General features: G+C 29.8%; 21 protein-coding genes and 1 pseudogene. 14 read left to right on the top strand and 8 right to left on the bottom strand.

What is annotated here, in order from left to right; translation table 11 throughout:
• Positions 1 to 46: 46 nt before the first annotated feature.
• The gene (locus tag CDLVIII_RS23190) at positions 47 to 949 is read left to right on the top strand and encodes a DMT family transporter (protein ID WP_035301901.1); all 903 of its coding nucleotides are present in this window, start codon (positions 47 to 49) and stop codon (positions 947 to 949) included.
• 172 nt (positions 950 to 1,121) lie between these two features.
• On the opposite strand, the gene CDLVIII_RS23185 is transcribed toward CDLVIII_RS23190, so the two are convergent.
• Entirely contained in the window at positions 1,122 to 3,383 is a 2,262-nt protein-coding gene (locus tag CDLVIII_RS23185) for a glycoside hydrolase family 3 C-terminal domain-containing protein (RefSeq protein ID WP_009171908.1), read from the bottom strand.
• A gap of 186 nt (positions 3,384 to 3,569) precedes the next feature.
• On the opposite strand from CDLVIII_RS23185, the gene CDLVIII_RS23180 reads away from it, so the two are divergent.
• On the top strand, positions 3,570 to 4,352 hold the full coding sequence (locus tag CDLVIII_RS23180) for a Cof-type HAD-IIB family hydrolase (protein ID WP_009171907.1): 783 nt from the start codon (positions 3,570 to 3,572) through the stop codon (positions 4,350 to 4,352).
• A 443-nt stretch (positions 4,353 to 4,795) separates the two neighbouring features.
• Complete coding sequence (locus tag CDLVIII_RS23175; RefSeq protein WP_009171906.1) at positions 4,796 to 6,139, top strand: FAD-dependent oxidoreductase; 1,344 nt, start codon at positions 4,796 to 4,798, stop codon at positions 6,137 to 6,139.
• A 115-nt stretch (positions 6,140 to 6,254) separates the two neighbouring features.
• Here the strand turns inward: CDLVIII_RS23175 and CDLVIII_RS23170 are convergent, their stop codons facing one another.
• Entirely contained in the window at positions 6,255 to 7,763 is a 1,509-nt protein-coding gene (locus CDLVIII_RS23170; protein WP_009171905.1) for a PLP-dependent aminotransferase family protein, read from the bottom strand.
• Between the two features lie 746 nt (positions 7,764 to 8,509).
• Between CDLVIII_RS23170 and CDLVIII_RS23165 the strand changes: the two genes are divergently transcribed.
• The gene (locus CDLVIII_RS23165) at positions 8,510 to 9,100 is read left to right on the top strand and encodes a TetR/AcrR family transcriptional regulator (RefSeq protein ID WP_009171904.1); all 591 of its coding nucleotides are present in this window, start codon (positions 8,510 to 8,512) and stop codon (positions 9,098 to 9,100) included.
• Between the two features lie 91 nt (positions 9,101 to 9,191).
• Here the strand turns inward: CDLVIII_RS23165 and CDLVIII_RS23160 are convergent, their stop codons facing one another.
• Entirely contained in the window at positions 9,192 to 9,788 is a 597-nt protein-coding gene (locus CDLVIII_RS23160) for a DJ-1/PfpI family protein (protein WP_009171903.1), read from the bottom strand.
• A 201-nt stretch (positions 9,789 to 9,989) separates the two neighbouring features.
• Here CDLVIII_RS23160 and CDLVIII_RS23155 point away from each other — a divergent pair, with 201 nt between their 5' ends.
• From CDLVIII_RS23155 to CDLVIII_RS23145, 4 genes are all read left to right on the top strand, one after another.
• Positions 9,990 to 10,883 (top strand): LysR family transcriptional regulator, encoded by an 894-nt coding sequence (locus CDLVIII_RS23155; RefSeq protein ID WP_009171902.1) that lies wholly within the window; start codon positions 9,990 to 9,992, stop codon positions 10,881 to 10,883.
• 150 nt (positions 10,884 to 11,033) lie between these two features.
• Positions 11,034 to 11,465, top strand: a complete 432-nt coding sequence (locus tag CDLVIII_RS32335) for a transposase zinc-binding domain-containing protein (RefSeq protein ID WP_050816266.1) — start codon at positions 11,034 to 11,036, stop codon at positions 11,463 to 11,465.
• A 50-nt stretch (positions 11,466 to 11,515) separates the two neighbouring features.
• On the top strand, positions 11,516 to 12,262 hold the full coding sequence (locus tag CDLVIII_RS32330) for an IS91 family transposase (RefSeq protein WP_050816267.1): 747 nt from the start codon (positions 11,516 to 11,518) through the stop codon (positions 12,260 to 12,262).
• A gap of 15 nt (positions 12,263 to 12,277) precedes the next feature.
• Positions 12,278 to 12,472 (top strand): hypothetical protein, encoded by a 195-nt coding sequence (locus CDLVIII_RS23145; protein WP_009168857.1) that lies wholly within the window; start codon positions 12,278 to 12,280, stop codon positions 12,470 to 12,472.
• Between the two features lie 147 nt (positions 12,473 to 12,619).
• On the opposite strand, the gene CDLVIII_RS23140 is transcribed toward CDLVIII_RS23145, so the two are convergent.
• The gene (locus CDLVIII_RS23140; RefSeq protein ID WP_009167586.1) at positions 12,620 to 13,858 is read right to left on the bottom strand and encodes an ISL3 family transposase; all 1,239 of its coding nucleotides are present in this window, start codon (positions 13,856 to 13,858) and stop codon (positions 12,620 to 12,622) included.
• Positions 13,859 to 14,088: 230 nt separating this feature from the next.
• Between CDLVIII_RS23140 and CDLVIII_RS23135 the strand changes: the two genes are divergently transcribed.
• The 3 genes from CDLVIII_RS23135 to CDLVIII_RS23125 are packed head-to-tail and all read left to right on the top strand — an operon-like array spanning position 14,089 to position 16,067.
• A complete protein-coding gene (locus tag CDLVIII_RS23135) occupies positions 14,089 to 14,649 on the top strand; it encodes a PadR family transcriptional regulator (protein WP_009171900.1) in 561 nt (186 codons plus the stop codon).
• Between the two features lie 21 nt (positions 14,650 to 14,670).
• On the top strand, positions 14,671 to 15,375 hold the full coding sequence (locus CDLVIII_RS23130; RefSeq protein ID WP_009171899.1) for a flavodoxin family protein: 705 nt from the start codon (positions 14,671 to 14,673) through the stop codon (positions 15,373 to 15,375).
• 38 nt (positions 15,376 to 15,413) lie between these two features.
• A complete protein-coding gene (locus CDLVIII_RS23125) occupies positions 15,414 to 16,067 on the top strand; it encodes a VC0807 family protein (RefSeq protein ID WP_009171898.1) in 654 nt (217 codons plus the stop codon).
• Positions 16,068 to 16,199: 132 nt separating this feature from the next.
• Here CDLVIII_RS23125 and CDLVIII_RS23120 read toward each other — a convergent pair whose 3' ends face one another.
• The gene (locus CDLVIII_RS23120) at positions 16,200 to 16,745 is read right to left on the bottom strand and encodes a DUF6512 family protein (RefSeq protein ID WP_009171897.1); all 546 of its coding nucleotides are present in this window, start codon (positions 16,743 to 16,745) and stop codon (positions 16,200 to 16,202) included.
• Between the two features lie 183 nt (positions 16,746 to 16,928).
• Here CDLVIII_RS23120 and CDLVIII_RS23115 point away from each other — a divergent pair.
• Positions 16,929 to 17,152, top strand: a pseudogene (locus CDLVIII_RS23115) (2-keto-3-deoxygluconate permease); the annotation flags it as partial.
• Between the two features lie 149 nt (positions 17,153 to 17,301).
• Positions 17,302 to 18,372 carry a butyrate kinase gene (gene buk, locus CDLVIII_RS23110; protein ID WP_009171896.1) on the top strand — a complete coding sequence of 357 codons (1,071 nt, stop codon included), beginning with the start codon at positions 17,302 to 17,304 and terminating at the stop codon, positions 18,370 to 18,372.
• Between the two features lie 332 nt (positions 18,373 to 18,704).
• Here the strand turns inward: buk and CDLVIII_RS23105 are convergent, their stop codons facing one another.
• The 3 genes from CDLVIII_RS23105 to CDLVIII_RS23095 all read right to left on the bottom strand — a co-directional run bounded on the left by CDLVIII_RS23105 (position 18,705) and on the right by CDLVIII_RS23095 (position 21,174).
• Positions 18,705 to 19,478 (bottom strand): 3'-5' exonuclease, encoded by a 774-nt coding sequence (locus CDLVIII_RS23105; RefSeq protein ID WP_009171895.1) that lies wholly within the window; start codon positions 19,476 to 19,478, stop codon positions 18,705 to 18,707.
• 564 nt (positions 19,479 to 20,042) lie between these two features.
• Positions 20,043 to 20,621, bottom strand: coding sequence for an ATP-dependent Clp endopeptidase proteolytic subunit ClpP (clpP, locus tag CDLVIII_RS23100; protein WP_009171894.1), 579 nt, complete (start codon positions 20,619 to 20,621; stop codon positions 20,043 to 20,045).
• 154 nt (positions 20,622 to 20,775) lie between these two features.
• Positions 20,776 to 21,174: a helix-turn-helix transcriptional regulator gene (locus tag CDLVIII_RS23095; RefSeq protein ID WP_009171893.1), complete on the bottom strand. Its 399-nt coding sequence runs from the start codon at positions 21,172 to 21,174 to the stop codon at positions 20,776 to 20,778.
• A 141-nt stretch (positions 21,175 to 21,315) separates the two neighbouring features.
• Here CDLVIII_RS23095 and CDLVIII_RS23090 point away from each other — a divergent pair, with 141 nt between their 5' ends.
• Positions 21,316 to 22,896 (top strand): [Fe-Fe] hydrogenase large subunit C-terminal domain-containing protein, encoded by a 1,581-nt coding sequence (locus tag CDLVIII_RS23090; protein ID WP_035301899.1) that lies wholly within the window; start codon positions 21,316 to 21,318, stop codon positions 22,894 to 22,896.
• The last annotated feature ends 166 nt before the right edge of the window (positions 22,897 to 23,062 follow it).

Raw genomic sequence — 23,062 nt, 5'->3', positions numbered from 1 at the left:
GCTTATCTATGATAGTAAAACATATGAAGAAGGGAATAAAATTAACATGAATAATAAATCACATATAATTCCATATCTCACAGCTATAATAACTAATTTTATATTTGGACTTAGTTTTTTGTTTTCAAAGCAAGGTTTAAGCACAGCTGATCCAATGACATTACTCTCATTTAGATTTTTAACTGCTTTTATTGCAATGACGATTCTTATAGCTTTAAAAATAATAAAAGTAAATTATAGAAATAAGCCAATGAAATGGCTAATTATTTTAGCATTTATAGAACCTATAATTTATTTTGTATTCGAAACCTATGGACTTCAAAGAATTTCTACATCCTTAAGTGGCCTTATGATTGCACTTATACCAATTATAGTTACAATTTTAGCAGTATATTTATTAAAAGAAATGCCATCAGTAAAACAGACGATTAGTATAATATTATCCGTAGCTGGTGTGGTTTTAATAATTTTAATGGAAAATTCAGATAATGGAGGCAGTACTCTTTTAGGAATATTATTACTCGGTGGAGCAGTGTTTTCAGCAGCATTATTTAATATAATAGCAAGAAAAATATCTAAAGACTTTACGGCTATAGAAGTAACATATTTTATGATGTTTTTAGGGGCTATTTTTTTCAATGGAATTTCAATTATTCATCATATAATGGATAAAAGATTACAGGAATATTTTTTACCGTTAGGTAATACAAGCTTTATAATTTCAATAATATATCTTGGTATATTATCATCAGTAGTTGCTTACTTCTTAGCAAATTATACACTTTCAAAAATCGAAGCATCTAGATCATCAGTATTTGCAAATATATCGACTATTGTATCTATAGCAGCTGGAGTAATATTTTTACATGAAGATTTTCACCTTTATCATCTTATAGGTTCAATTATGATTTTAGCAGGTGTATGGGGGACAAACTATTATAAAAATTAAAAAGCAAGGAGCATAATTTAAGCATGCTCCTTGTTTTTTAGTACTGAAATATTATATATATGTTGCAATAATAAAATTACAGTTAGGATGTCTATCCACTAAGTAAATATCCAGATGCAAAATGCAGAAAACCAATTTCAACATACATACATAGAATTAAATATAAATATAATTAAACTTCATTAACTGATTTTAAAATATTAGCCAGCATTTCGTCTGTAAAGCTTCCATTGCTTATGGTTATTAATCTCTTTATTGGAATGTTATCTAAATAACCCAAAAATTCATCTCTATCATCCTCGTTAGGAATTACAACTTTTGCAATATTTGCAAGTGCTGTGTCAACAATAGGCTTGGACTTTGAATTATTAAGAAAATCTCCTACAGGCGTATTTTCTGTGTATAGAATTTTTGAAACATATGATGATTGAACAAATATATTTTTAGATAGAACAATGTCTCTAGAAGATTTACCAATTAAAATCTCATAAGGTCCACTTTCTATAACCCAGTTGTGTAAGATGACATCATAATGTGAAAAATCTTCTAAGTTAAGTGTAAAGCTTACTTCTTTTTCTTCTCCAGGGAAAAGAGCTACTTTAGTAAAAGCTTTTAATTCCTTTTCTGGTTTTGGAGAAGTGCTTATAAGATTTTTTATATAGAGTTCAACGATTTCTTTGCCAAAACATTTACCAGCATTTTTGACTTTAAGCTTTACTTCTAATGTATCAGTGTCTTTAATTACGTCTTTGTTTAATATTAAATCACTATACTCAAAGGTAGTATAAGATAATCCAAATCCAAAAGGATATTCAACATCTATATCTTTTTTATCATAATATCTATAACCTACAAAAATACCTTCTTTAAATTCCAAGTTATTTTCTGAATCTATATAATCTAAATAAGCAGGATTATCTGATAAATTTATTGGAAATGTTGAAGTAAGCTTTCCAGATGGAGTTGCTACTCCAAATAGAATATCTGCGATGGCACCACCGCCTGCTTGGCCAGGAAACCATGTTTCTAAAATAGCATCAGCATATTTAGACCATTGGGACATAATAACAGGAGAACCATTACTAAGTACTAAAATAAGATTTTTTTGTAGTTTACCGATTTCTTTAATCAATTTTGTTTGATTATCAGGTAAATTAGCATTTCTCTTATCTGCATCCTTCATATTATTAAGTTCTTGAATTCCTACAAACAATATAACAACATCAGATTCTTTTGCAACTTTTCTTGCCTCTTTAATAAGAAAATTATCATCCTCTGTATTTTCTTCTGAAGTATTATAGCCCTTTGCGTAATAAACTTTAATTGAATCACCAACTAATTTAGTTATTTCATCATAAGCATTTTCAACCATAGTAGGATCAATATGATAGCTGCCTTCACCTTGATATAATGGTTCCTTTGCATATTCACCAATTATACCTATTTTCTTGTTTTTTAATTTTTCTCTTTTTAAAGGCAGAAGATTATGTTTATTTTTTAGAAGAACCATGGAATCTTCAGCAGCTTCTCGTGCCAAGTCATTATGTTTTACTTTGTCATATGTATCGTATTCCTTTGTATTTGGAGCAACTTTAAAAATCACATTTAGTATATCTTCGACTGCTTTATCAAGAACTGAAACATCTAAGTTACCAGTTAATACAGCTTCAACTATTTCTTTATTATGAAGGCCGTAAGAATAAGGAGTTTCTAAATCTAGACCTGCATTTAGTGCATCTATTATTGAATTTACTGCAAACCAGTCAGAGGCAATAAGTCCATCAAAATTCCATTCATTTCGTAGAACATCAGTTAATAAATATGAGTTTTCTGTACAAGGTATTCCATTTACGCTATTGGAAGCAGCCATGACAGCAACTGGTTTTCCTTTTTTGATAGCAATTTTAAAGTTAAGTAGATAAATTTCTCTTAATGCCTGTTCATCAATTATATTATTTATGATTTGCCTGTAATATTTTTGATTGTCAGCAATATAATATTTTACACAAGCACCTACGCCTTCACTTTGAATACCTTGGATAAAAGCAGCACCAAATTCACCACTTAATACTGGATCTTCTGAATAATATTCGAAATTTTTACCATCTAGAGGATCACGCTGAATATTTATAGCAGGTCCAAGAAGCAATTGAACATCCTCTGTTAAGCATTCCTCTGCAATAGCCTTACCAATGCAATAAGCTAGGTCTGTATCCCAAGATGAAGCTAAAGCAGAAGATGCAGGAAAACAAGTGGATGGAATAATGTCGGAAAAATTAGATAATCGCTTAGCAAGTCCATAAGGTCCTTGTGATAAAGTTATTGATGGAACTCCAAGCCTTGGAATATCTTGAGTTTCCCAAAAGTTTTTCAAAGAACATAATGATGCTTTTTCTTCTAAAGTTAACTGATTAATTATATTTTTTATATCCACTCAAGTACCACCTTATCTTTCTTAGTAGTTTAATTTATATATTGAAAATTGAATTTCATATATTTAATTAAAAAATAATCTTATTATTATACTATTAAAAATAAACAACATATATTACATTTTTTATAAGAGTTATTGTATTATAAATAGTAAGGAGTATTTAATTTTAAAAATGTGGAGGGAAAGATGAAGAGAAAGGCAGTATTTTTTGATATAGACGGGACCTTATATAATCAAAGTTTAGGGGTTCCAGAGAGTACGGTACAAGCTATTAAAGAGTTGAAAGAAAATGGGCATCTTGCTTTTATATCAACGGGAAGGGCAAGAGCCATGATTCCACAAGAACTAGTTGATTTGGGGTTTGATGGAGTACTTGCTGCGTGCGGGGCTTATGTGGAATTTGAAGGAAATGTGGTCTATAATATAGATTTGGAAAAAGAAATATCTGATAATGTAATAAGTATCTTGAAGGAGCACAATGTTTTTTGTGTTTTGGAAGGAAAGGATTATTTGTATATGGATGATGATGAATCTGAAGGTGATAAATTTTCAGTGAAAGCATTTAAGAGCAGATTTGGAGATAAAATAAAACCCATAACAGGCGTAGATTATCATTTTAATAAAATTACATGCAGAATAGAAGAGTATAGTGATTTTAAAAGAGCATATAAAATTTTGGAAAAGGATTTTGACTGTATTTATCACAATCCGAAATTTATTGAATTGGTTCCAAAAGGATTTTCAAAAGTAAAAGGAATAGAGGCAATAATAAAGCAGTTAGGAGTAGATATTGAAGATACATATGCATTTGGAGATAGCTTAAATGATATTGATATGCTTAAGTACGTAAAATATGGGATAGCAATGGGAAATAGCAGTCCGGAAATTCTTGAAATAGCTGAATATAAGACGGACAATATTGAAAATCACGGTATATATAATGGATTAAGGAAGTTTAAATTAATATAAGTATCTATATGATCATTGAAGAACTATCTGGTTAAAAATTACTAGATAGTTTTTTGTGATTGGATATTATTTTTAGAAAGAAAATAGAGAAAGATAAAGTAGTGTAATTTAAGACAGGATAAAGAAAATTGTAATTAAAGCTAAGAAAGAAACACATAATACTATATAGTACAATTAAGAAATGAAATGTACAACAATTATGGTTGTTAAAGTGCTTTGGTATTTCTTAAAATTAAATTATTCTATAATACAAAATTCAAATTGTAATTTATATACTTGTTGTTAAATAATATTTTAAGAGATTCTTATTATGGATAAATGATTGAAATTTATTAATATTTTTAATAGAACATCTTTATATTATTATTATAAAGATGTATAATTTAATTGAGAGATAATTATTATTAATAAGTAATTTTTATGAATTATAAGGAGGGTATTATATGAAAGTCATCGTAATTGGCTGTACTCATGCAGGAACAGCTGCCATAGTTAATTTAAAAGAACTTCACCCTGATAGTGAAATTGTAGTTTATGAAAGAAATGATAATATATCGTTTTTATCTTGTGGTATAGCTTTAAGTGTTGGAGGAATAGTTACAGAAACTGAAAAGTTATTTTATAATTCTCCAGAGAACTTAAGTTCTATGGGAGTTGTAACTAAAATGAAACATGATGTTTTGGACATTGACTTTGATAATAAAAAACTTAAAGTTAAAAATTTAGAAACTGATGAAGTTTTTGAAGATAATTATGATAAATTGGTGTTAACATTAGGATCATGGCCAATAGTACCTAAATTTGAAGGCGGAAATTTGGAAAATATACTTTTGTGTAAAAATTATAATCATGCAAAGGAAATAGAATCTAGACGAAGTAATGCAAAGAATGTAGTGATAATTGGAGCAGGTTATATTGGCGTTGAACTTGCAGAAGCTTTTAGAATACAGGAGAAAAATGTAACTCTAATAGATGCAGAAAAGAGGATAATGTCAAAATATCTAGATAAAGAAATTACAGATATTGCGGAAAAGGAGTTTGAAGAAAAAGGAATAAACTTAGTTCTAGGTGAGAAAGTAAAATTGTTCAAAGGGAAAGATAACAAGGTAACTCATGTGGTAACTGAAAATAATGAATACGAAGCAGATTTAGTTATATTATGCATTGGTTTTGCACCAAGTACTGTTCTTGTAAAAGGAAAGCTTAAAACATTAGATAATGGTGCAATAGTGATTGATGAATATATGCAAACAAGCAGAGAAGATGTATTTGCAGCAGGAGATTGCTGTGTTGTTAAGTTCAATCCAGCTGATGATACAAGATATATACCTTTAGCTACTAATGCAGTTAGAATGGGGACCTTAATCGCATATAATATAATTAAACCAACATTAAGATACATGGGAACACAAGGTACTTCTGGGATTAAGATATATGAAAAATGTATAGCATCAACAGGCCTCACAGAAGAGGTAGCAAAAAATACTACATCATTAAATGTGGATTCTGTTACTGTGACTGATAATTACAGACCAGAGTTTATGCCAACTTTTGAAGAAGCAATGTTAAAGCTTATATATGATAGGGATAATAGAAAAATATTGGGTGGTCAAATAGTTTCTAATTTAGATTTAACACAGTTTATGAACACACTATCAGTAGTGATTCAGAATAGGATGACAGTAGAAGAACTCGCTATGACAGACTTCTTTTTCCAGCCACATTTTAATAAACCTTGGAGCTTATTAAATATAGCTGCATTACAGGCATTAAAGAAATTACAGTAAAGAGAAACAGAAATTAAGAATTATTTTAAGCATATGCAGAGCTAATATAATTTTATTTTTGATATGAAAATTGACTGACTACATTAGGTGGTCAGTCAATTTTTTAAGTCTGTATTTAATGTGTTTGTAGAAGTTTGATATTCTTTCCGATTATTTTTATACCTTTTATTATGTCAGCATCACTTACTCTTCCAAAACCAATCCTAAATGTATCAGAGCCTCTTAAGTTATTTTCTCCATGTTGTAGAGAATCTTCCTCACAATTTTCTAAGATGTTTTTTGAGTATTCATAGAAAATATCACCAGGCATAAAAAGTACATTATCTTTATAACAAAGATCTAAGAGTGCTCGAGCATTTATATTGCTTTTTAGTTTTATGAAGATGTGGAGGCCTCCTTCGCCAGTTATATAGTCATATGGTATGTATTTCTCAACCATTTCCATAACGAGATTATATTTATCTCTATAGTATTTTCGAACATTTTTTACATATCGGCTGAAGGCACCACTTTTAAGATAATAATAAAAAGCACTTTGATCTAAGAAAGATGAATGAATGTTTCGGCCACGCTTTACGCTTTCTAAAACATCTATAAGTTTCTCATCACCTAAGATCCAGCCGATTCTAAGGCCTGGAAATAGAATTTTTGAAAGACTTCCTATATAAATAACTCCATTCCCATTTCCACATAGAGAAGCTATTGGGTCAATAGGGGAACTTGAATATAATAATTCTTCATTAAAACCATCTTCTATTATAGGTACAGAATACTTTCTAAATAATTTATAAATCTCTTTTCTTCGTTCAGTTTTAGTTACAATTCCTGTTGGATTATTATAAGAAGGAATTAAATATCCAAATTTAGGAGCATATTTACTTAAGGCATTTTCAAGATCTTTTAAATCCAAGCCTTCTTTATCCATTTTTACTTGAACAATTTGAAGATTATAAGCTTTCATAATTTTCAAAGCGGTATTATGAGTAGGTTCTTCACATATAATAATATCGCCTTTAGTAGTTAATGAACTGATAAGTATGTCAAAAGCTTCAGTAAAACCATTTGTAATTAAAATATCCTTATTTGAAGTATTTACACGTTTTTCTTTCATATAATTAAAAAAGTAATCTATTAATGGCTTATAACCTTTTGCATAACCGTAATTTAATAAATTTGCTTCTTCAAATGTCCAAGCGTCCAGAAGGGACCTCTTAAAATCATCAAGATTAAAAAGATGGCTCTCAGGTGAAATGGATTTAAAAGATATCATTCCCTTCTTATAAGGTAATTCGCTTTTTATAATATCAAATTCTTTTAATGTATTTCCATAGTCATTAATTCTTTCGGTGAAATCTATATTATATTCATAGCTTTCATTTTCACCCTCTATTGAGATAAAAGTTCCTATACCTCTTTTAGTGACTATAATACCCATGCTTTCAAGCTCTTCATACGCAGAAATAACGGAATTTCTACTTATATTTAAAAATTTACTTACTTCTCTAGTTGAAGGAAGTTTACTATCCTTTTTTAATTCGCCATTTTTAATTCCCTGCTTAATATGTCTTTCTATTTGAAGATAAATAGGTTCTTCAGCATTTATAATAAGATTAGAAAATATCAATATTAAATCACCTCTTTCTTAAGGCTGTTATCTCATTTAGTATTATAACAATTATTCTATAAACTTTACAATGTGGAACTATAGATAAATCTGACTAAAAATTCATAACAAAGGAGAGCTTGATCACGCTAAATAATCCTATAATTTTTGTAAGATTGCTAATCCATGTAAACTATAACCTAATAAATTTTTATCTTCGATACCAATACTGATAAGTAATTTGTTTAACCATATGAATTTAGATATGGTTAAAATATTGACAAAACAGACAAAGTAGTCTAGTATTAAAACGGATTATAAATTTAAATAGATATATTTATATAGATACCCAAATTAAAAACTAAACTTATGCATTTAATAATTTTTTGATTTCATCAGGTTTCTAATAATGCATATGTCAAACTCTTAAATTGGATATCTATATACACATCCAACTTTAAAATTAAACTTATGTATGTAGTGTTTATCCATGCTGGTTAAACCTTAAGTAGATATCTTCACTAGAAATTTTAAATATTTTTGTGAAGAAAACATTTGAAAATGAGCTGTCAAAGGTTCTTAGTTCTAGGTTGTTCCGCATTAGCTTGTCAAACTGAAAGTTGGAACATGCCAATGCGGATGCAACCTGGAACTTAGAACCTTCAGCGATATTTTCATAGTTTTTCGGAATAAAAATATTTATAATTTCGGTAAGTTACCACATAAGTTTAAGTTAAAAGTTTGATATTTATAGAATGGAGTATAAAATGGCTGGTAAAATCACTAAAGGTGAACAAACGAAAAACAGAATAATTGAGTGTGCAGCAGAATTATTTTTTAGAAATGGATATAACTCAACAGGAATAAATGATATTTTAAAAATTACTAAGCTGCCTAAAGGTTCTTTCTATTTTCATTTTGAAAGTAAAAAAGAATTAGCTATTGAAGTTAATGCTTATTTTCAAAAAAAATTAGGAAAGTGGATTTCAGATACAGCAAAAAATAAGAAATGGGAAGAGTTTGTAAATAACCTAGTGAATGATATGATTAATGGAGTAGAAAGTGGAGTTTACTTTGGATGCCCATTAATTACTTTAGGACAGGAACTTGCTTTTTTTGAACCAGAGATTGCAAGTCACTATCACGATTCTTTGAAGAAATTAATTGATTTATTTACATATATTCTTGAAAATTCCGGGATAGCTAAAGAAAATTCAGTAAGGCTTGCAAGGCGTGTATTTGCTATATATGAAGGTAATTTAGTGTATTATAGAATAAGTAAGAATAAAGACGTCCTAAGAAATATGGGAGAAGATTTAATAGTAATATACCAAAATTATCTTGAAACAGGAAACTAGTTTCTAAATAAATATTAATAACGATGTCCTTTAAAAGTAGAAAACGGATTTTAAAGGGCATCTTTATTTTATAAATTTATATCTATATAGGTTAGTGCTCTACTGCAAAGCCCATCAATTTTTTTACATTATTACAATTTTCTTTAGAAGTCAAAAGTTCTAAAAGCATAAAAGCAACGTCAAAAGCTGTAGCTGGGTTATAAGAGGTTATTATTTTTTGATCCATAACAATTGGTTTATCAGAGATAACATTTACGCCGAACTCTTTTAATTGTCTTTGTCGTATGCTAGCTGGAGAATTGTAAGTCGTAGCACTTCTTCCATATAATATACCGCTCTTGGCTATTGGAAGAGCACCAACACAGATGGAAGCAATTATTTTTCCTGCCTTATTAAATTCCCTAATTAAATTTAAAAAATCTTCATTATAAGCATCGTCATAAAATCCAGCTTCTTCAAAGCCACCAGGAATTGCTAGTGCATCAAAATCATCAATATTAACATCATTAATATTTATTTCTGGAATTATTGTAAAGTTCCATGTACATTTTATTTTGTCATGTAATCCTGCAGTCACTAAATCAGTAGTTTTATCACCTTCAAGGTTATTCCAACCTATAACATCCGTGAAAACACTTGCCTCAACTGCCTCAAAACCATTTGCAAGTAGCAATAATACTTTTTTCATAACTAGACATCTCCTTATTTTAGTTTTTTTAATAATACAAGTGTATAAAATCTTAACACTTTAAAATTAATTTTTAAGGTATGTGTTTTTATATTTTTAGTATAGTAGTTAAGAAGCAATCAGTAAAATTGAAATGATTGAAGTTAATAATCGGAATATCTGATATTATAATAATATATTGATATCATGGAGGTGATAAAATTGGAAATCAGACATCTGCAAACATTTATTGCTATAGTTGAACTTGGAGGTTTTACGAAAGCAGCAGATAATTTAGGCTATGCTCAATCTACTATAACATCACATATTCAGCTTTTAGAAAATGAACTTGATACTGCTTTATTTGATCGTTTAGGTAAAAAGATTGTTCTTACTAATATGGGAAGCCAGTTAGTGCCACATGCTAAGAAAATGCTCGAGATATATAAAGAAATAAAAGACATGACGAATGAAAAAGATCAAGTTACAGGGGATTTAGTCATAGGAGCAAGTGAATCTTTATCAATATATCGCTTGGGAAAAATATTAAAGGAGTATAAAAGAAAATATCCCAAAGTGAATATTATCTTGAAAAATTCAATTTGCAGTGATTTAAGAAAAAGGCTATATAGTGGGGAATTTGATGTTGTATTTACAATTGAGCCAGAAGTAAGAGATGATAATTTAGAAGTTAAAAAATTAAAAGATGAAACTATGGTAATTATAGGTGAACTGAATTCAGATCTAGAATTTTTTAAGAGAAATTCTGAGGAACAGGTTTTAAAAGAAAATGTAATATTTAGTGAAAAAGGATGCAGTTCTAGAATATCTTTTGAAAATTATTTAAAACAAAATAAGATAAAGTATGTAAATCCTTTAGAGTTTTCGAGCATAGAAGCCATTAAAAAATGTGTGATTAATGGTCTTGGAATTTCTATTCTTCCTCTCTATGCTATCAAAAGGGAAATATCTGAGGAAAGTCTTAAAATGATAGAATTAGATGGAAACTTTGATAAATATGCGACTCAACTTATATATCATAAAAATAAAAATCAATCAACTGCAATGAAGAAACTAATTGAAATAACTTTTGAAAACTCTAATAGATGGAGTTAGATAAGTTAAAAGCTAAGAAGCAAAGGTTTGAAATTTTAGATAAAATCCCTTAAAGGGATTTTTTTATTGTATAGGAAAGTATAAAAATCGCGCTCGCTGAAAGCGCGGCGTAGACTTGCATTAGAAAAATATATGTGGTAAATTGATGAAATGATTAAGAGTAAATTAAGAAGAATATTAGAGGAAAATTGGAATGAATTTTATAAAAGATATAAAAACAGAATTAGACCTAGTGTTATTGCAGAAGTAAAAAAAGTTATGAAATGCAAGGATATAAGTAATGGTTATATTGAATTAAAATGTAAGGAATGTGGCGAAATAAAGAAAGTTGGGTTCACTTGTAAAAGTAGATTTTGTACATCATGTGGAAAGGTTTATGTTGATAATTGGGTTAATGGAATGCTGGGAAAATTAATAAATGTAAAGCATAGACATATGGTATTTACAATACCAGAGGAACTTAGAAATTACTTCGGAAGAGAAAGAGATAGGCTGAAGTTACTTCCGCAATGTGCAGCTAAAGCTGTTACGAGTTGGATGTATAAGCAAAATAAAAAGAAGAATTTATACCTGGAATTATAGCAGTTATACATACTTTTGGACGAGATTTAAAGTGGAATCCCCACGTCCACATGATGGTTACAGAAGGTGGAAAGGGTAAGCTAACTACCTGGAGAAATTTTAAATATTTTTCGTATGAAGCATTAAGAAAGAGATGGCAAAAAATATTATTAGATGAAATAATAAAAAGAGAAGGAAATAAAGATAGTTTTAGACGATTAAAGAACAAAATATATAAAAATAATAAAGATGGATTTTATGTTCATGCTAAAAATGAAATAAAATCAGCAAAGATAGCTGCAAAATATATTGGAAGATATGTTGGACGACCTGCGATAGCAGAATCAAGAATAATTGCGTATGATGGTGAAAGTGTAACATTTAAATATAAAAGACATGAAGACAATAAAGAAATAATAGAGAAAGTGCCAGTCTTTGAGTTTATAAAAAAAGTTATAATACATATACCAGACAAGAATTTTAAAATGGTGAGATATTTTGGACTGTATTCGAGGAGATGTAAGGATAAAGATCAATTTATCAAGATGATAGATAAGAAAATAATACAAATTAAGAAATCAATAGAAAAGTGGGAATATCGAATTCTTGCGTCTTTTGGGGTAGATCCATGCAAATGTTCTAAATGTGGTGGTAAGATGAGATTTAATGATATAGTGTATCCACGATACGGCTCGATGCGAGAATATTTTAAAGATAAATTTATAAGTGAAGGGAAAGAAAAATTAGAAAACATCCTGGAAATATATGCAATTGCAAAAGGAGTACTATATGGTAAAATAAAGCCGACAACAACATAGTTGGAGGGATGTTAAGTGAAAGATATAATACCATATAAATGTTTAAATTGTGGAATAACAGAAAATATACCTAGGGAGGTTGTAGAATACTTTGATGAGATGGATCAAAGTAATATAGATGAACCGCCTTGTTTTTCATGCGAAAAATGTGGTGGAGTTATGAGACCTAAAGAATACAATGGGGTATATGGCAAAAGTTATAAACTATAAGAAGAAAACCATAGAGGAACAGCAATCTCTATGGTTTTTAATTTAACTATTAATAATTTCTCCGAAGGAGCGTGTCGCAGACACTTTTGTTCTTTAAGAAAAATTATAGAAATTTTTGGCTCAACATCAAAATATGTTCTTGACAGCTTAAGCTGTCAAGAAATGGTTATTACATTCTAATAAAATTCTTCCTTTGTAGTAGTCTTTATTCCTTGTAAAATAGTGTCTGCGTTGAATTGCTTTAATTTTACCGTTTCTACCTTCAACAGCGGCATTGGTATATCTACAATGATGATAGTTAATTATTTCTTGTCTCCAGTTTTCAAAAGTAACCAAAGCACGTTCTACCTCAGGTATATTTAGTGAATGTCCTTTTTTACACCATTTATCAAATACATTTGTTGCCTGTATAACACTTGAACAACAGTCATACCACTCAATAAGTTCCTCTTTCCACTCATATACTGCTTTTAGGTCAGGTGATAATGACAACAACTGCTGGAGCATCTCAACCTCTTTTGATGTAAGATATTCATTCCGTTTTTCAAGTACTGATTTATTTCTTTTCAATACTGTCCGTGCCGCAGGAGTTAAATCACAACTTATGCGTTTTCTTACGCCTCTAAGAGCTTCCATAGCATAGCTATTAACATGAAACCTATCCGCAATACGTATAGCATCTGGGTATACTTCTTTTGCAAATGTGTGATAATATGGAGCCAAATCCATTACTATAGCAAAAGGTCGGAGCTCAAAAAGTTCTGGATTTACAGTCTTATGACTTCTAAGCTCTTCAAGTTTTCTTCCTGGAATTATTTCAAGTAATGTTCCGTTACGAAGGTCATGAATTCCAGTATTATAACTATGTCCTTTCCTTATAGCAAAATCATCCATTCCAAGTATAAGCTTGTTAGTGTTAGAACTTTCTAATATAACTTTTGCTTGCAATTGTGGAACAACATAGTCAATATAATTTTTATATATTCTTTCAACTGTAGAATATGGTATTTTCAATGTTCTAGCACAGTGAATAACCGTTGCTCCTGGTACTTTAGTTGCAATAAACTCTTGAAATTCATTAGTATAACGACTCTTTCCAGTCAGGAATGAATATTGCCATGAAAAAGAGGCATTACAATCCTTACAGGACATTCTTATTTTAGGAACCTTTAATATTACCTCGTTTTGAAATATAGGAAGATGCCTTACTCTTCTAATTCCAGATGAGCCTCGTCTTATTATTTTAAAACTCTTACAGCACGGACAAGGTTGAGTATATTCTGTAGGTTGGATTTCAATACAAATTCTATCTTCAAAACCATAGATAAAATTGATAACATTTATTCCTTGTAAATTTAATATATTAGTGATATCCTGTAATTGCATTTAAACTCCTTCAATTCTATTGGATTAGTCACTTATAGAATACAGGAATTTGAATGCATTTTTCATTTAATTTTATAATTATTTTATGTCAAGCACAGTTTTTAGTGTTGAGCCAAATTTTTAGCACATAAATTTTAAATTTTAATTGAAAGAGGTATTGTATTTATGTATCAGAGTGATATAATATATTTATAATATATCAGAGTGAAATATATCAGAGGTGAGTACAAATGGCAAAGGTTAACAAAACGAAATACGCATTATTAGGAGTACTTAATATAATGTCTGGATCCGGATATGATATTAAAAAGTTCTGTGATGTGTCCATAGGATATTTTTGGAATGAAAATTATGGACACATATATCCAGTACTTCAGAAAATGGAAGACGAAAAATTAATAACAAAAGAAGTGACACAAACAGAAGGAAGACCTTCTAAAAATGTATATTCAATTACACAAAAAGGTAGAGAAGAATTAGAAGAATGGCTTAAGCTTCCGGTTGAAAATGATCCAATTAGATCAGAATTTTTATTAAAGATGTTTTTATCTAAAGATATCCCAATAAAGAGTGTTCTTGAAAAAGTTGAAAAGTTAAAGGAGCAGTGTGAAGAAGAACTGAAGAAGTATTCAGAAATTGAGAAATTTTTCAAATCTGAACAGACTGATATGAACAAAAAGGAATTAACGTTGTATTTAAGCACCGTTATGTATGGAAAACTAGGAGAAGAAGCAAGAATAAGATGGTGTGAGGAAACAATACAACAATTGAAATCATTAAATAATTTATAAAATTTTTGAGAGGTGTTGTAAATGAAAGTTTTAGCAGTAAATGGTAGTCCAAGAGGAGCAAAAGGGAATACAGAAGTTCTTTTAGTAGAATTTCTTAAAGGATGTGAGGAGGCAGGTGCAGAAACAGAAACAGTTTACTTAAAGGATAAGGACATTAAGCACTGTGAAGGATGTTTTACCTGCTGGACAAAAACTCCAGGAAAATGCATTCATAAAGATGACATGGAAGAATTATTAGATAAAGTATCAGAAGCTGATGTAATTGTTTATGCTACACCGTTATATGTATTTACTGTTACTGGCATAATGAAAGATTTTATGGATCGTAAAATTCCATTAATTAAAGGAAATATAATTAAAGTAGGAGATAAATATAGTCATCCTAAACGCTATGAAAAAGAGCATCATGTTAAAAATGTGCTGATTTCAAATTGTGGTTTTCCTGGAAAGTATAATTTTTCTGGATTAGTAGAAACCTTCAATGTTATGACAAAGGGAAATTTAACAGCGGCTATTTTGTGTGAAGAAGGCGGAATATTAAATGCTATAAAGACTAATAGTGAACTTCAAAAATTATACGAACCATTTTTTTCAGCTTTAAGAAATGCTGGAAGAGAGGTAATCAGCTTAGGATACGTAAAAGCTGAGACACAAGCTATACTTGATAAGGAAGTAATTGATTCTGAACTTTATGTGAAAAGGGCCAATGAAAATTGGGCAAAATAAATGCAAAACTAAATTTACGATAAGAGGGGAAACATATTATGGAGGGGCCTTCTAAAGAGAATCCAAGTAAAAAATATTCAGTATTAAAAAATATATTTAACAAAGATTTCGTTATAAGTGCTATAATTCCTATTATAATTTTTTCAATATTAGATAGGAATGGAATGACTTTTGAAGGAATAGTTTTATCAGGAGGGTGGAGCATAGGTGTAGTTTTAATCAATTATATTAAAGATCATGAGTTAAATGCTCTTGCTACAATAAGTGCTGTTTTTGCTGGAAGTGGATTAATTGGAACTATTATTTCAAAAAATCCAGGTTTCTATTTAATATCTCCAATAGTGCAAGATATTTTATATGCTGCAATGTTTTTTGGATCTTTACTTTTTAAAAAATCATTAATTCAAATAATAGTTGAGCAAAGTTACTTAAAAAATGCACCTGAAGAGGTTAAAAACAGACCTCAATTAATAAAAGCTTGGAGAATTCTTTCTATTGCATGGGGGCTCCTAAATATAAGCCAAGCAGCATTAAGAATCATATTATTATACTCTGTTTCAGTAAGTGCTTACTATGCAGTTAGCACAGTATATGGGAATATTTCAAGTCCACTTATGCTAGGATTTTCAATTATGTTTCCTAAATGGTATTCTAAAAGAAAAAGCATATCAAAAGAAATAGAAATCTCATAATTATATAGAATTGACTTTGAGGGCTATACTAATAATGATATATCTGTGTTATACTTTTGGGTAGTTTGAGTTATTTTAAGTGAGAAAGCATAGGTAATATAGATATCTATACTTTCTTTTTTGTTGTACTATCTAGTTAATTCCGTACTTTTTACTTTCAGGATCCATAAAAATAGGAAATTTAGGCGGATTAAAAGTAAATAATGTAAAACAAATAATTACTAATGTACCGATAATAATAGATAAATAAAAGTCAAGAGTAGTTAATTTAGCATGATTGTATATATATAAGGATATGCATTGAGCAATTGAAAGCCCTAAAAATAATGAAAATATGTCAAGAAATAATGAGTGAATTCCAAAGGCACCTGTATAAGTGTAGTAAAAAGAAATTATAACAATCATATTTACAACAATTGAAATAATACAACAGATATACCATCGATATATGTTTATTTTATCTTCTAATAATATAAATCCTAAGAAGTACCAAAGAAAAATAGGATAAGTGGAAAGCTTTAGATGTTCCCAGATACTTTCATTGACTGGGGTGAAAATTCCTAAGATAATTGATTTACCACTCCATTTATATGCAAAATGTGCTAAAGAACCAAGTATAAAGATGAATGGAATGCCGAGAATGAACCAAGAAGCTGGATTAATAAGAATGTTTTCCATGATTTAAGTTATGCCTCCAATAAAATTAATTATTTATTTGTGGTAGATTTGTAATCTATTTAAATAAGTATTTTTAAATAATTATATGTAATGTGCACATAGTTTAGGACTTAAATTCGTCTTAAGAGATATTATGGTGTGTGTAATTATTAAAATCCAATATAGTAGATAAAAGGATTATTCACAGCGTTATTTAGTGATCGGCATCATCACCAATTCTGGCTTGTTTTATGTTTTTAATCGGTTCAGAAATGCAATTTAAATTAGCACCAAAAGCATTAAAAAAGGTGTTCTGTTACATAGTAGGAAAATTTATTGTGGGTGCTAGTATATTCATAATTGTTGGAAAGGTTTTTCGCCCTGCTGGAGTACTTGGATTGTCACCACTTGCAATTCTTTCAGGATTAATATATAAGATTTAGATATTTATACAAAGATAAAATGTGTGGAATGGTGTTCCGTAAAAATATTATTAAAAATATTGAAAATTTGCTTGAAAAAAAACGTTTAACACTATACAATGAGTACGATACAAAAACGAAGGGGAGGAAATGATGTGAATTATAAATTATTAATAATAAACCCAGGATCCACGTCAACTAAGATAGCAATATATGAAAATGAAAAGGAAGTTTTTGAAGAAACACTCAGGCATTCTTCAGAAGAAATAGGACAATTTAAATGCGTAGCAGATCAAGAAGATTTTAGAAAAGATCTTATATTAAATGCACTAAAGAAACATAACATAGATGTAAGAGAATTAGATGCAATAGTTGGAAGAGGCGGTCTTTTAAAGCCGATACATAGTGGTACATATGCTGTAAACGATGTAATGCTAAAGGATTTAAAAGAAAATATACAAGGAGAGCATGCATCTAACCTTGGAGCAATTATAGCAGATAAAATTGCAAAGGGAATAGGGAAAGAAGCTTTTATAGTAGATCCAGTAGTTGTAGATGAAATGGAAGCGATTGCACGATTTTCAGGTGTACCTGAACTGCCGAGAAAGAGTATTTTCCATGCATTAAACCAAAAAGCAGTAGCGAAGAGATATGCAAAGGAAAACTCCAAGAACTATGAAGATATAAATCTTATAGTTGCCCATATGGGAGGAGGAGTTTCAGTAGGTGCACATAAAAAAGGAAAAATAATCGATGTAAATAATGCACTTGATGGTGAGGGAGCTTTTTCACCTGAAAGAAGCGGTGGAGTTCCAGCAGGTGATTTAGTCAGAATGTGCTTTAGTGGAAAATACACATTAGAAGAAATCTTGAAGAAGATAACAGGAAAAGGTGGATTTGTAGCTTACCTTGACACAAATGATGGAAGAGTAGTAAGGAATTTAATATTAAATGGAGATTCAAAAGCAAAATTAATACATGATGCCATGGGATATCAAGTCGCAAAAGATATAGGTGCAGCTGCAGCAGTGCTAGATGGAAAGGTAGATGCAATAATCTTAACTGGTGGTATAGCTTATGAAAAGATAATGATAGATTTTTTAAGACCTAAGATAGAATTCATAGCACCTATAACAGTTTATCCTGGCGAGAATGAAATGCTTGCCTTAGCAGAAGGTGTAATTAGAGTTTTAGATGGGCAAGAAGAAGTAAAAGAATATAAATAATTTTAAATTAAATATTAGAGAGCGGCTTTATAAAGAGTACGCTCTTTAATTTTGAAGGTACAATTTTATTTGAAATAAATATAAGAATATAGTGAGCTTTAAATAAATATAAACTAAAATTATAGATATAATGTACATAGGTTAATATATTCTATTGAAATATATATGCTGCAATAATAGTTATACATTGTAAATTTAAAAGAATTATGTAAGGATTTTTATCAAAATTATAATTATACATTCTTAATTGAAATGCATATAGAGGCTAGATAAGTTCAATGTTTTCTAGCCATATTTTTTATGGAAATGGAATTTAAATGCGGATAACCTTATTATTGGGGTATATCACCACTTTTGATAAATTGTCCGGTTCTGCCCATTATATAAGCAAGCTTTATTATTGATTTTTCCTCTTCTGTCATTTCCCTATTATACATCTTTTCAAACTGATGAATTAAAGAAGTCATATCAATATCTTCTTTAGGTTTTGAGATTCTCTTTGTAGGTGCAGAAGTGTATACTGATGGTCTAATTATTTTATTATTATAAATAAATTTAAAAATTTCTGCAGTATAATAAGCATCATTAAAGGCATCATGGAATTCACCATTAATAGGTATATTTAAAAGTTCAATTGCATTTCTTAAACCAATTCTAGATTTATTTAAGGTCTTTAAATGCTTTGAAGCATATTTTTGAACATCAATATATTTAGAAATATTTGAAATAGTAAGGTTATAAAATTTTAAATTTCTTATTAATTCTTTAATATCAACAGTGCCCCAGACACATAAAATTATTTCCTCATCTCCAATAAATTCTAGAAAATCTTTATACACATCAGGAAAGTGTCTGCATAAGGCGACTTTTTCATCTGTAATTTGGGTTAAACTCTCTACATGAGGATGGATAGACTTATATACAGTTGGTTTAATCAGTGAATTAAACGTGGAAACTGTTTGAAAATCATCATCTAACTTTAAAGCACCAATTTGAATGATTTCAAAAGGCAGGTCAGATACGTTTTTCGCTGATAAGTCTGTGTTATTTTCATCAGACTTTTTATCTTTTTGATTAAATTCTAGATCATATATTATATAATTCATATTGTCACCCGCTTTAGCTCATAAAACTAGTTTTAAAATTAAACCTATGTATATTATAGCCAAAGCTGTAGAGAATATATAGATGAATAAATCAAAAATTTAATTTATTATCTGTAAATTTTAGTTTATGCTACGTACAGTTATAAGTTATGAATTTAGGATGAAATTCACGCAGAAAGTTCGGTTAACCAAATATAAAATACACGCAAGATAAAAATTCGAATCTAGATTTATAAAGTAAAAATATGGACATGTTTCCTAGATCTTAAGTGGATAGCTTCACTAGAAATAATAAACATTTAAAAATGAGCTGTTAAAGGTTCTTAAGCAGAGAACCCAAATCTATGATTTGGCGTGAATCGCTTACTCAGTGAACGTATGTGAGTCATGTTTCCTCTAAAGGTTGTTCCACTTTAGCTTGTCAAACTGAAAGTTGGAGCACGCTAAAGTGGATGCAACCTACAGCTTAGAACTTTCAGCGATATTTTTATAGTTTTTCGGAATAAAAATGTTTATAATTTCGGTAGTTAACACATAAGTTTAAGTCTGGAGTACAATATATTTTTACAGTATTTTATCTATTATTCCATAGGCTAAAGCTTCCTTAGCAGACATGAAATAATCTCTTTCCATATCTTTTTCTATTGTCTCAATTGGTTTTTTAGTCTTTTCACTATATATTTTATTTATCTTGTCTTTAGTTTTTAATAACCAATCTGTATGAATCTTTATATCTGTAGCTTGGCCTTTAAGACCTCCATATACTGATGGCTGGTGAATGAGAATTTCGCTATTTGGAAGAGCAAATCTCTTGCCAGGAGCACCGGCTGTAAGTAGAAATGAGCCCATGCTTGCTGCTATACCAACACATATTGTAGATACATCTGGTTTTATATATTGCATTGTATCATATATTGCCATTCCTGCAGTTATGGAGCCACCAGGACTGTTTATATAGAAATTAATATCTGCATCAGGATTATCAGCTTCAAGAAAGAGCAGCTGGGCCACAATTATACTTGCACTTGCATCATTTACCTCATCACTAAGCATAATTATCCTATCTTTAAGCAGTCTAGAATAGATATCATACGAACGCTCCCCACGATTTGTTTGTTCAATTACCATTGGCACATAGCTCATAAAATCACTCCTGAAAATTATTTTTGTATAAAAGTTGATTTCTATTGCATTTAATATAGTTTTTAGCTGGGTTAATATAGTTAATAAATATACATTTTAGAAAAGCTGTGAGCTTTTCCTCAGTAACTACAAACTGTAAATTGTGAACTGTTCCTCACGCGGCCATAGAAAGTGTGTTTATAGGTTTCTTTGTAGAAAGTAGTTTTGTAGAATGCAGTAAAGTCATATTTGTTTTATTTTTTCTAAATTCTTTAGGTGGAATTCCATAAAATTTTTTAAAGGCTTTCGTAAAAGATTCCTGAGTGCTGAATTGATAATTTAGTGCTATATCTATGATTTTATGTTCTGTATTCAACAACTCATTGGCAGCCTCTATTAATCTTCTTCTCCGTATATATTCAGCCACAGATTCTCCAATTGTGGCATGAAAAACTCTATGAAAGTGATACTTTGATAAAAAAGCCTTATTTGCAATCTCCTGTAATTCAATTTTTTTCTTTAAATTGTCTTCAATATACTCAATAGATTTTTTTATGCATTTATCATAATTCATTTCAAATACCTGCCTTATCTAAGCTTTTTTCTATATTATATATTAACCATTAATAGAAATCCTGTCTTTTTTTGCTCATTAATATTCATATAATCGGCTTATTAATAATAATGTGATAAAAAGAATGTTTTGGAGAATTATATGGGAAAGTCAAAGAAAAGTAATAGAACTGAAGAAGATAATATTATGCAAATAGATAAGAAAAAATGCATAGGGTGTACAGCTTGTGCATTTACATGTGCTCGGGAGACAAAGATATCTATATTAAAGAAAATAGATATTGGAAGAAGAACAGTTGAACCGAAACAAGGGACTTTTGAAGACACAGGATGCATATATTGTGGACAGTGTGCTACAGCCTGCCCAACTGAAGCTATGAAGGTACGAAGTGATGTAGAATTAGTGAAAGAAGCCCTAAATAGTGGTAAATACTTAGTTTTAATTTCATCTCCTATAGTAAAAGCAACTTTGGGGGAAGAATTTAAGCTTCCTGCAGGATCTTATGTAGAAGGAAAGATAGTGCCATCAGCAAGGAAATTAGGTTTTCAAAATGCATTTAATACTGAATTTGGTACTGATATGACAGTTGTTGAGGAAGCAACTGAACTGATAAAGAGAATTGCAGGTAAAGAAAAACTTCCTATGTTTACTTCTTTTTGTCCATCGTGGATACGCTATGCTGAACTTTTTCACCCAGAAGTATTAGAACATATTTCAACTGCAAAATCTCCACAGCAAATGATGGGTGCAAGCGTAAAAACATACTTTGCAGATAACTACAATATTTTACCTACTAACATTTTTATTGTTTCTGTTAATTCTTGTGCTGCTAAAAAATATGAGGCAGAAAAAGCAGAAATGGGAAGAGATAACTATAAAGATATAGATGCAGTTTTAACTACGAGAGAATATAGCGAGTTATTAAAAGATAATGGAATTGACATAACTGCTATAGCAGATGAAGCAGGTGCTCCTTTTATGAATGAATATACTGGAGCGGGAACAAGTTTTGCAATAAGCGGTGGTGCAATGAGATCTGTTATTAGGACAGTTGCAAGTTATCTAAACAGTGATGTATTTGAAATTGATAATGTAGCTTTTGAGAATGTTTTCGGATATGAGTATATAAAAGAAGCAAATATTAATTTAGGAAGCCAAAGGTACAAGGTGGCAGTAATTAACGGATTAAAAGAAGTCGATAAATTCTTAAAGAGCGAAAAGTGGAAAGAATATTTATTTATTGAAGTTATGACTTGCAAGGATGGCTGTATGAATGGCGGTGGTGCGGTAAGAGTGGAGAAAAGGGCTAAAACTGACGGGGATTTATGTATAAGCTGTGGAACCTGCATAGATAGCTGCCCTGTTAGTGCGAGAGAGTTTAATGAAAGAGGAGAAGCCTTTAGTGATATTAGAAAATGCACTGGATGTAAATTATGCGCGAATATTTGCAGAGCTAAGGCCATAAGCGTGCAAGATTTTGATAAAGCAACAAATAATTTTTTAGACACAGATTACATGAAAATTAGAATTAATTCTTTAAGAAATATAGATAGAACATGTGATAAAAGAGTTTCAGATAAAAATTATAGTCTTCAAGAGATGTACAAAAATTACATGGGTGAGCCAGGGGGCGTAAAATCAATTAATTTGCTTCACACAGATTATACAGATAGATCTAATAATATAAAGAATAAAGATACTAAAAAGCGGAAAAAACATTAAGAAGCTTGCTTCGTGATTTTCTATGTTAAGGCACATGAAAATAAATAACAAGTCCAAAGTTGCCATGGATATTTTTCATCAGGCAAGAAGACAAATTGCCCTCATAGCGGGCTATTAGGCTAATTTGTCGCCGTAGGATGATGGAAAATAGGCTGGCAAATGGACT

Source organism: Clostridium sp. DL-VIII (assembly GCF_000230835.1).
Lineage (GTDB): Bacteria > Bacillota > Clostridia > Clostridiales > Clostridiaceae > Clostridium.
The sequence above is the reverse complement of the archived record's forward strand: the minus strand, read 5'-3'. Positions and strand labels throughout refer to the sequence as shown.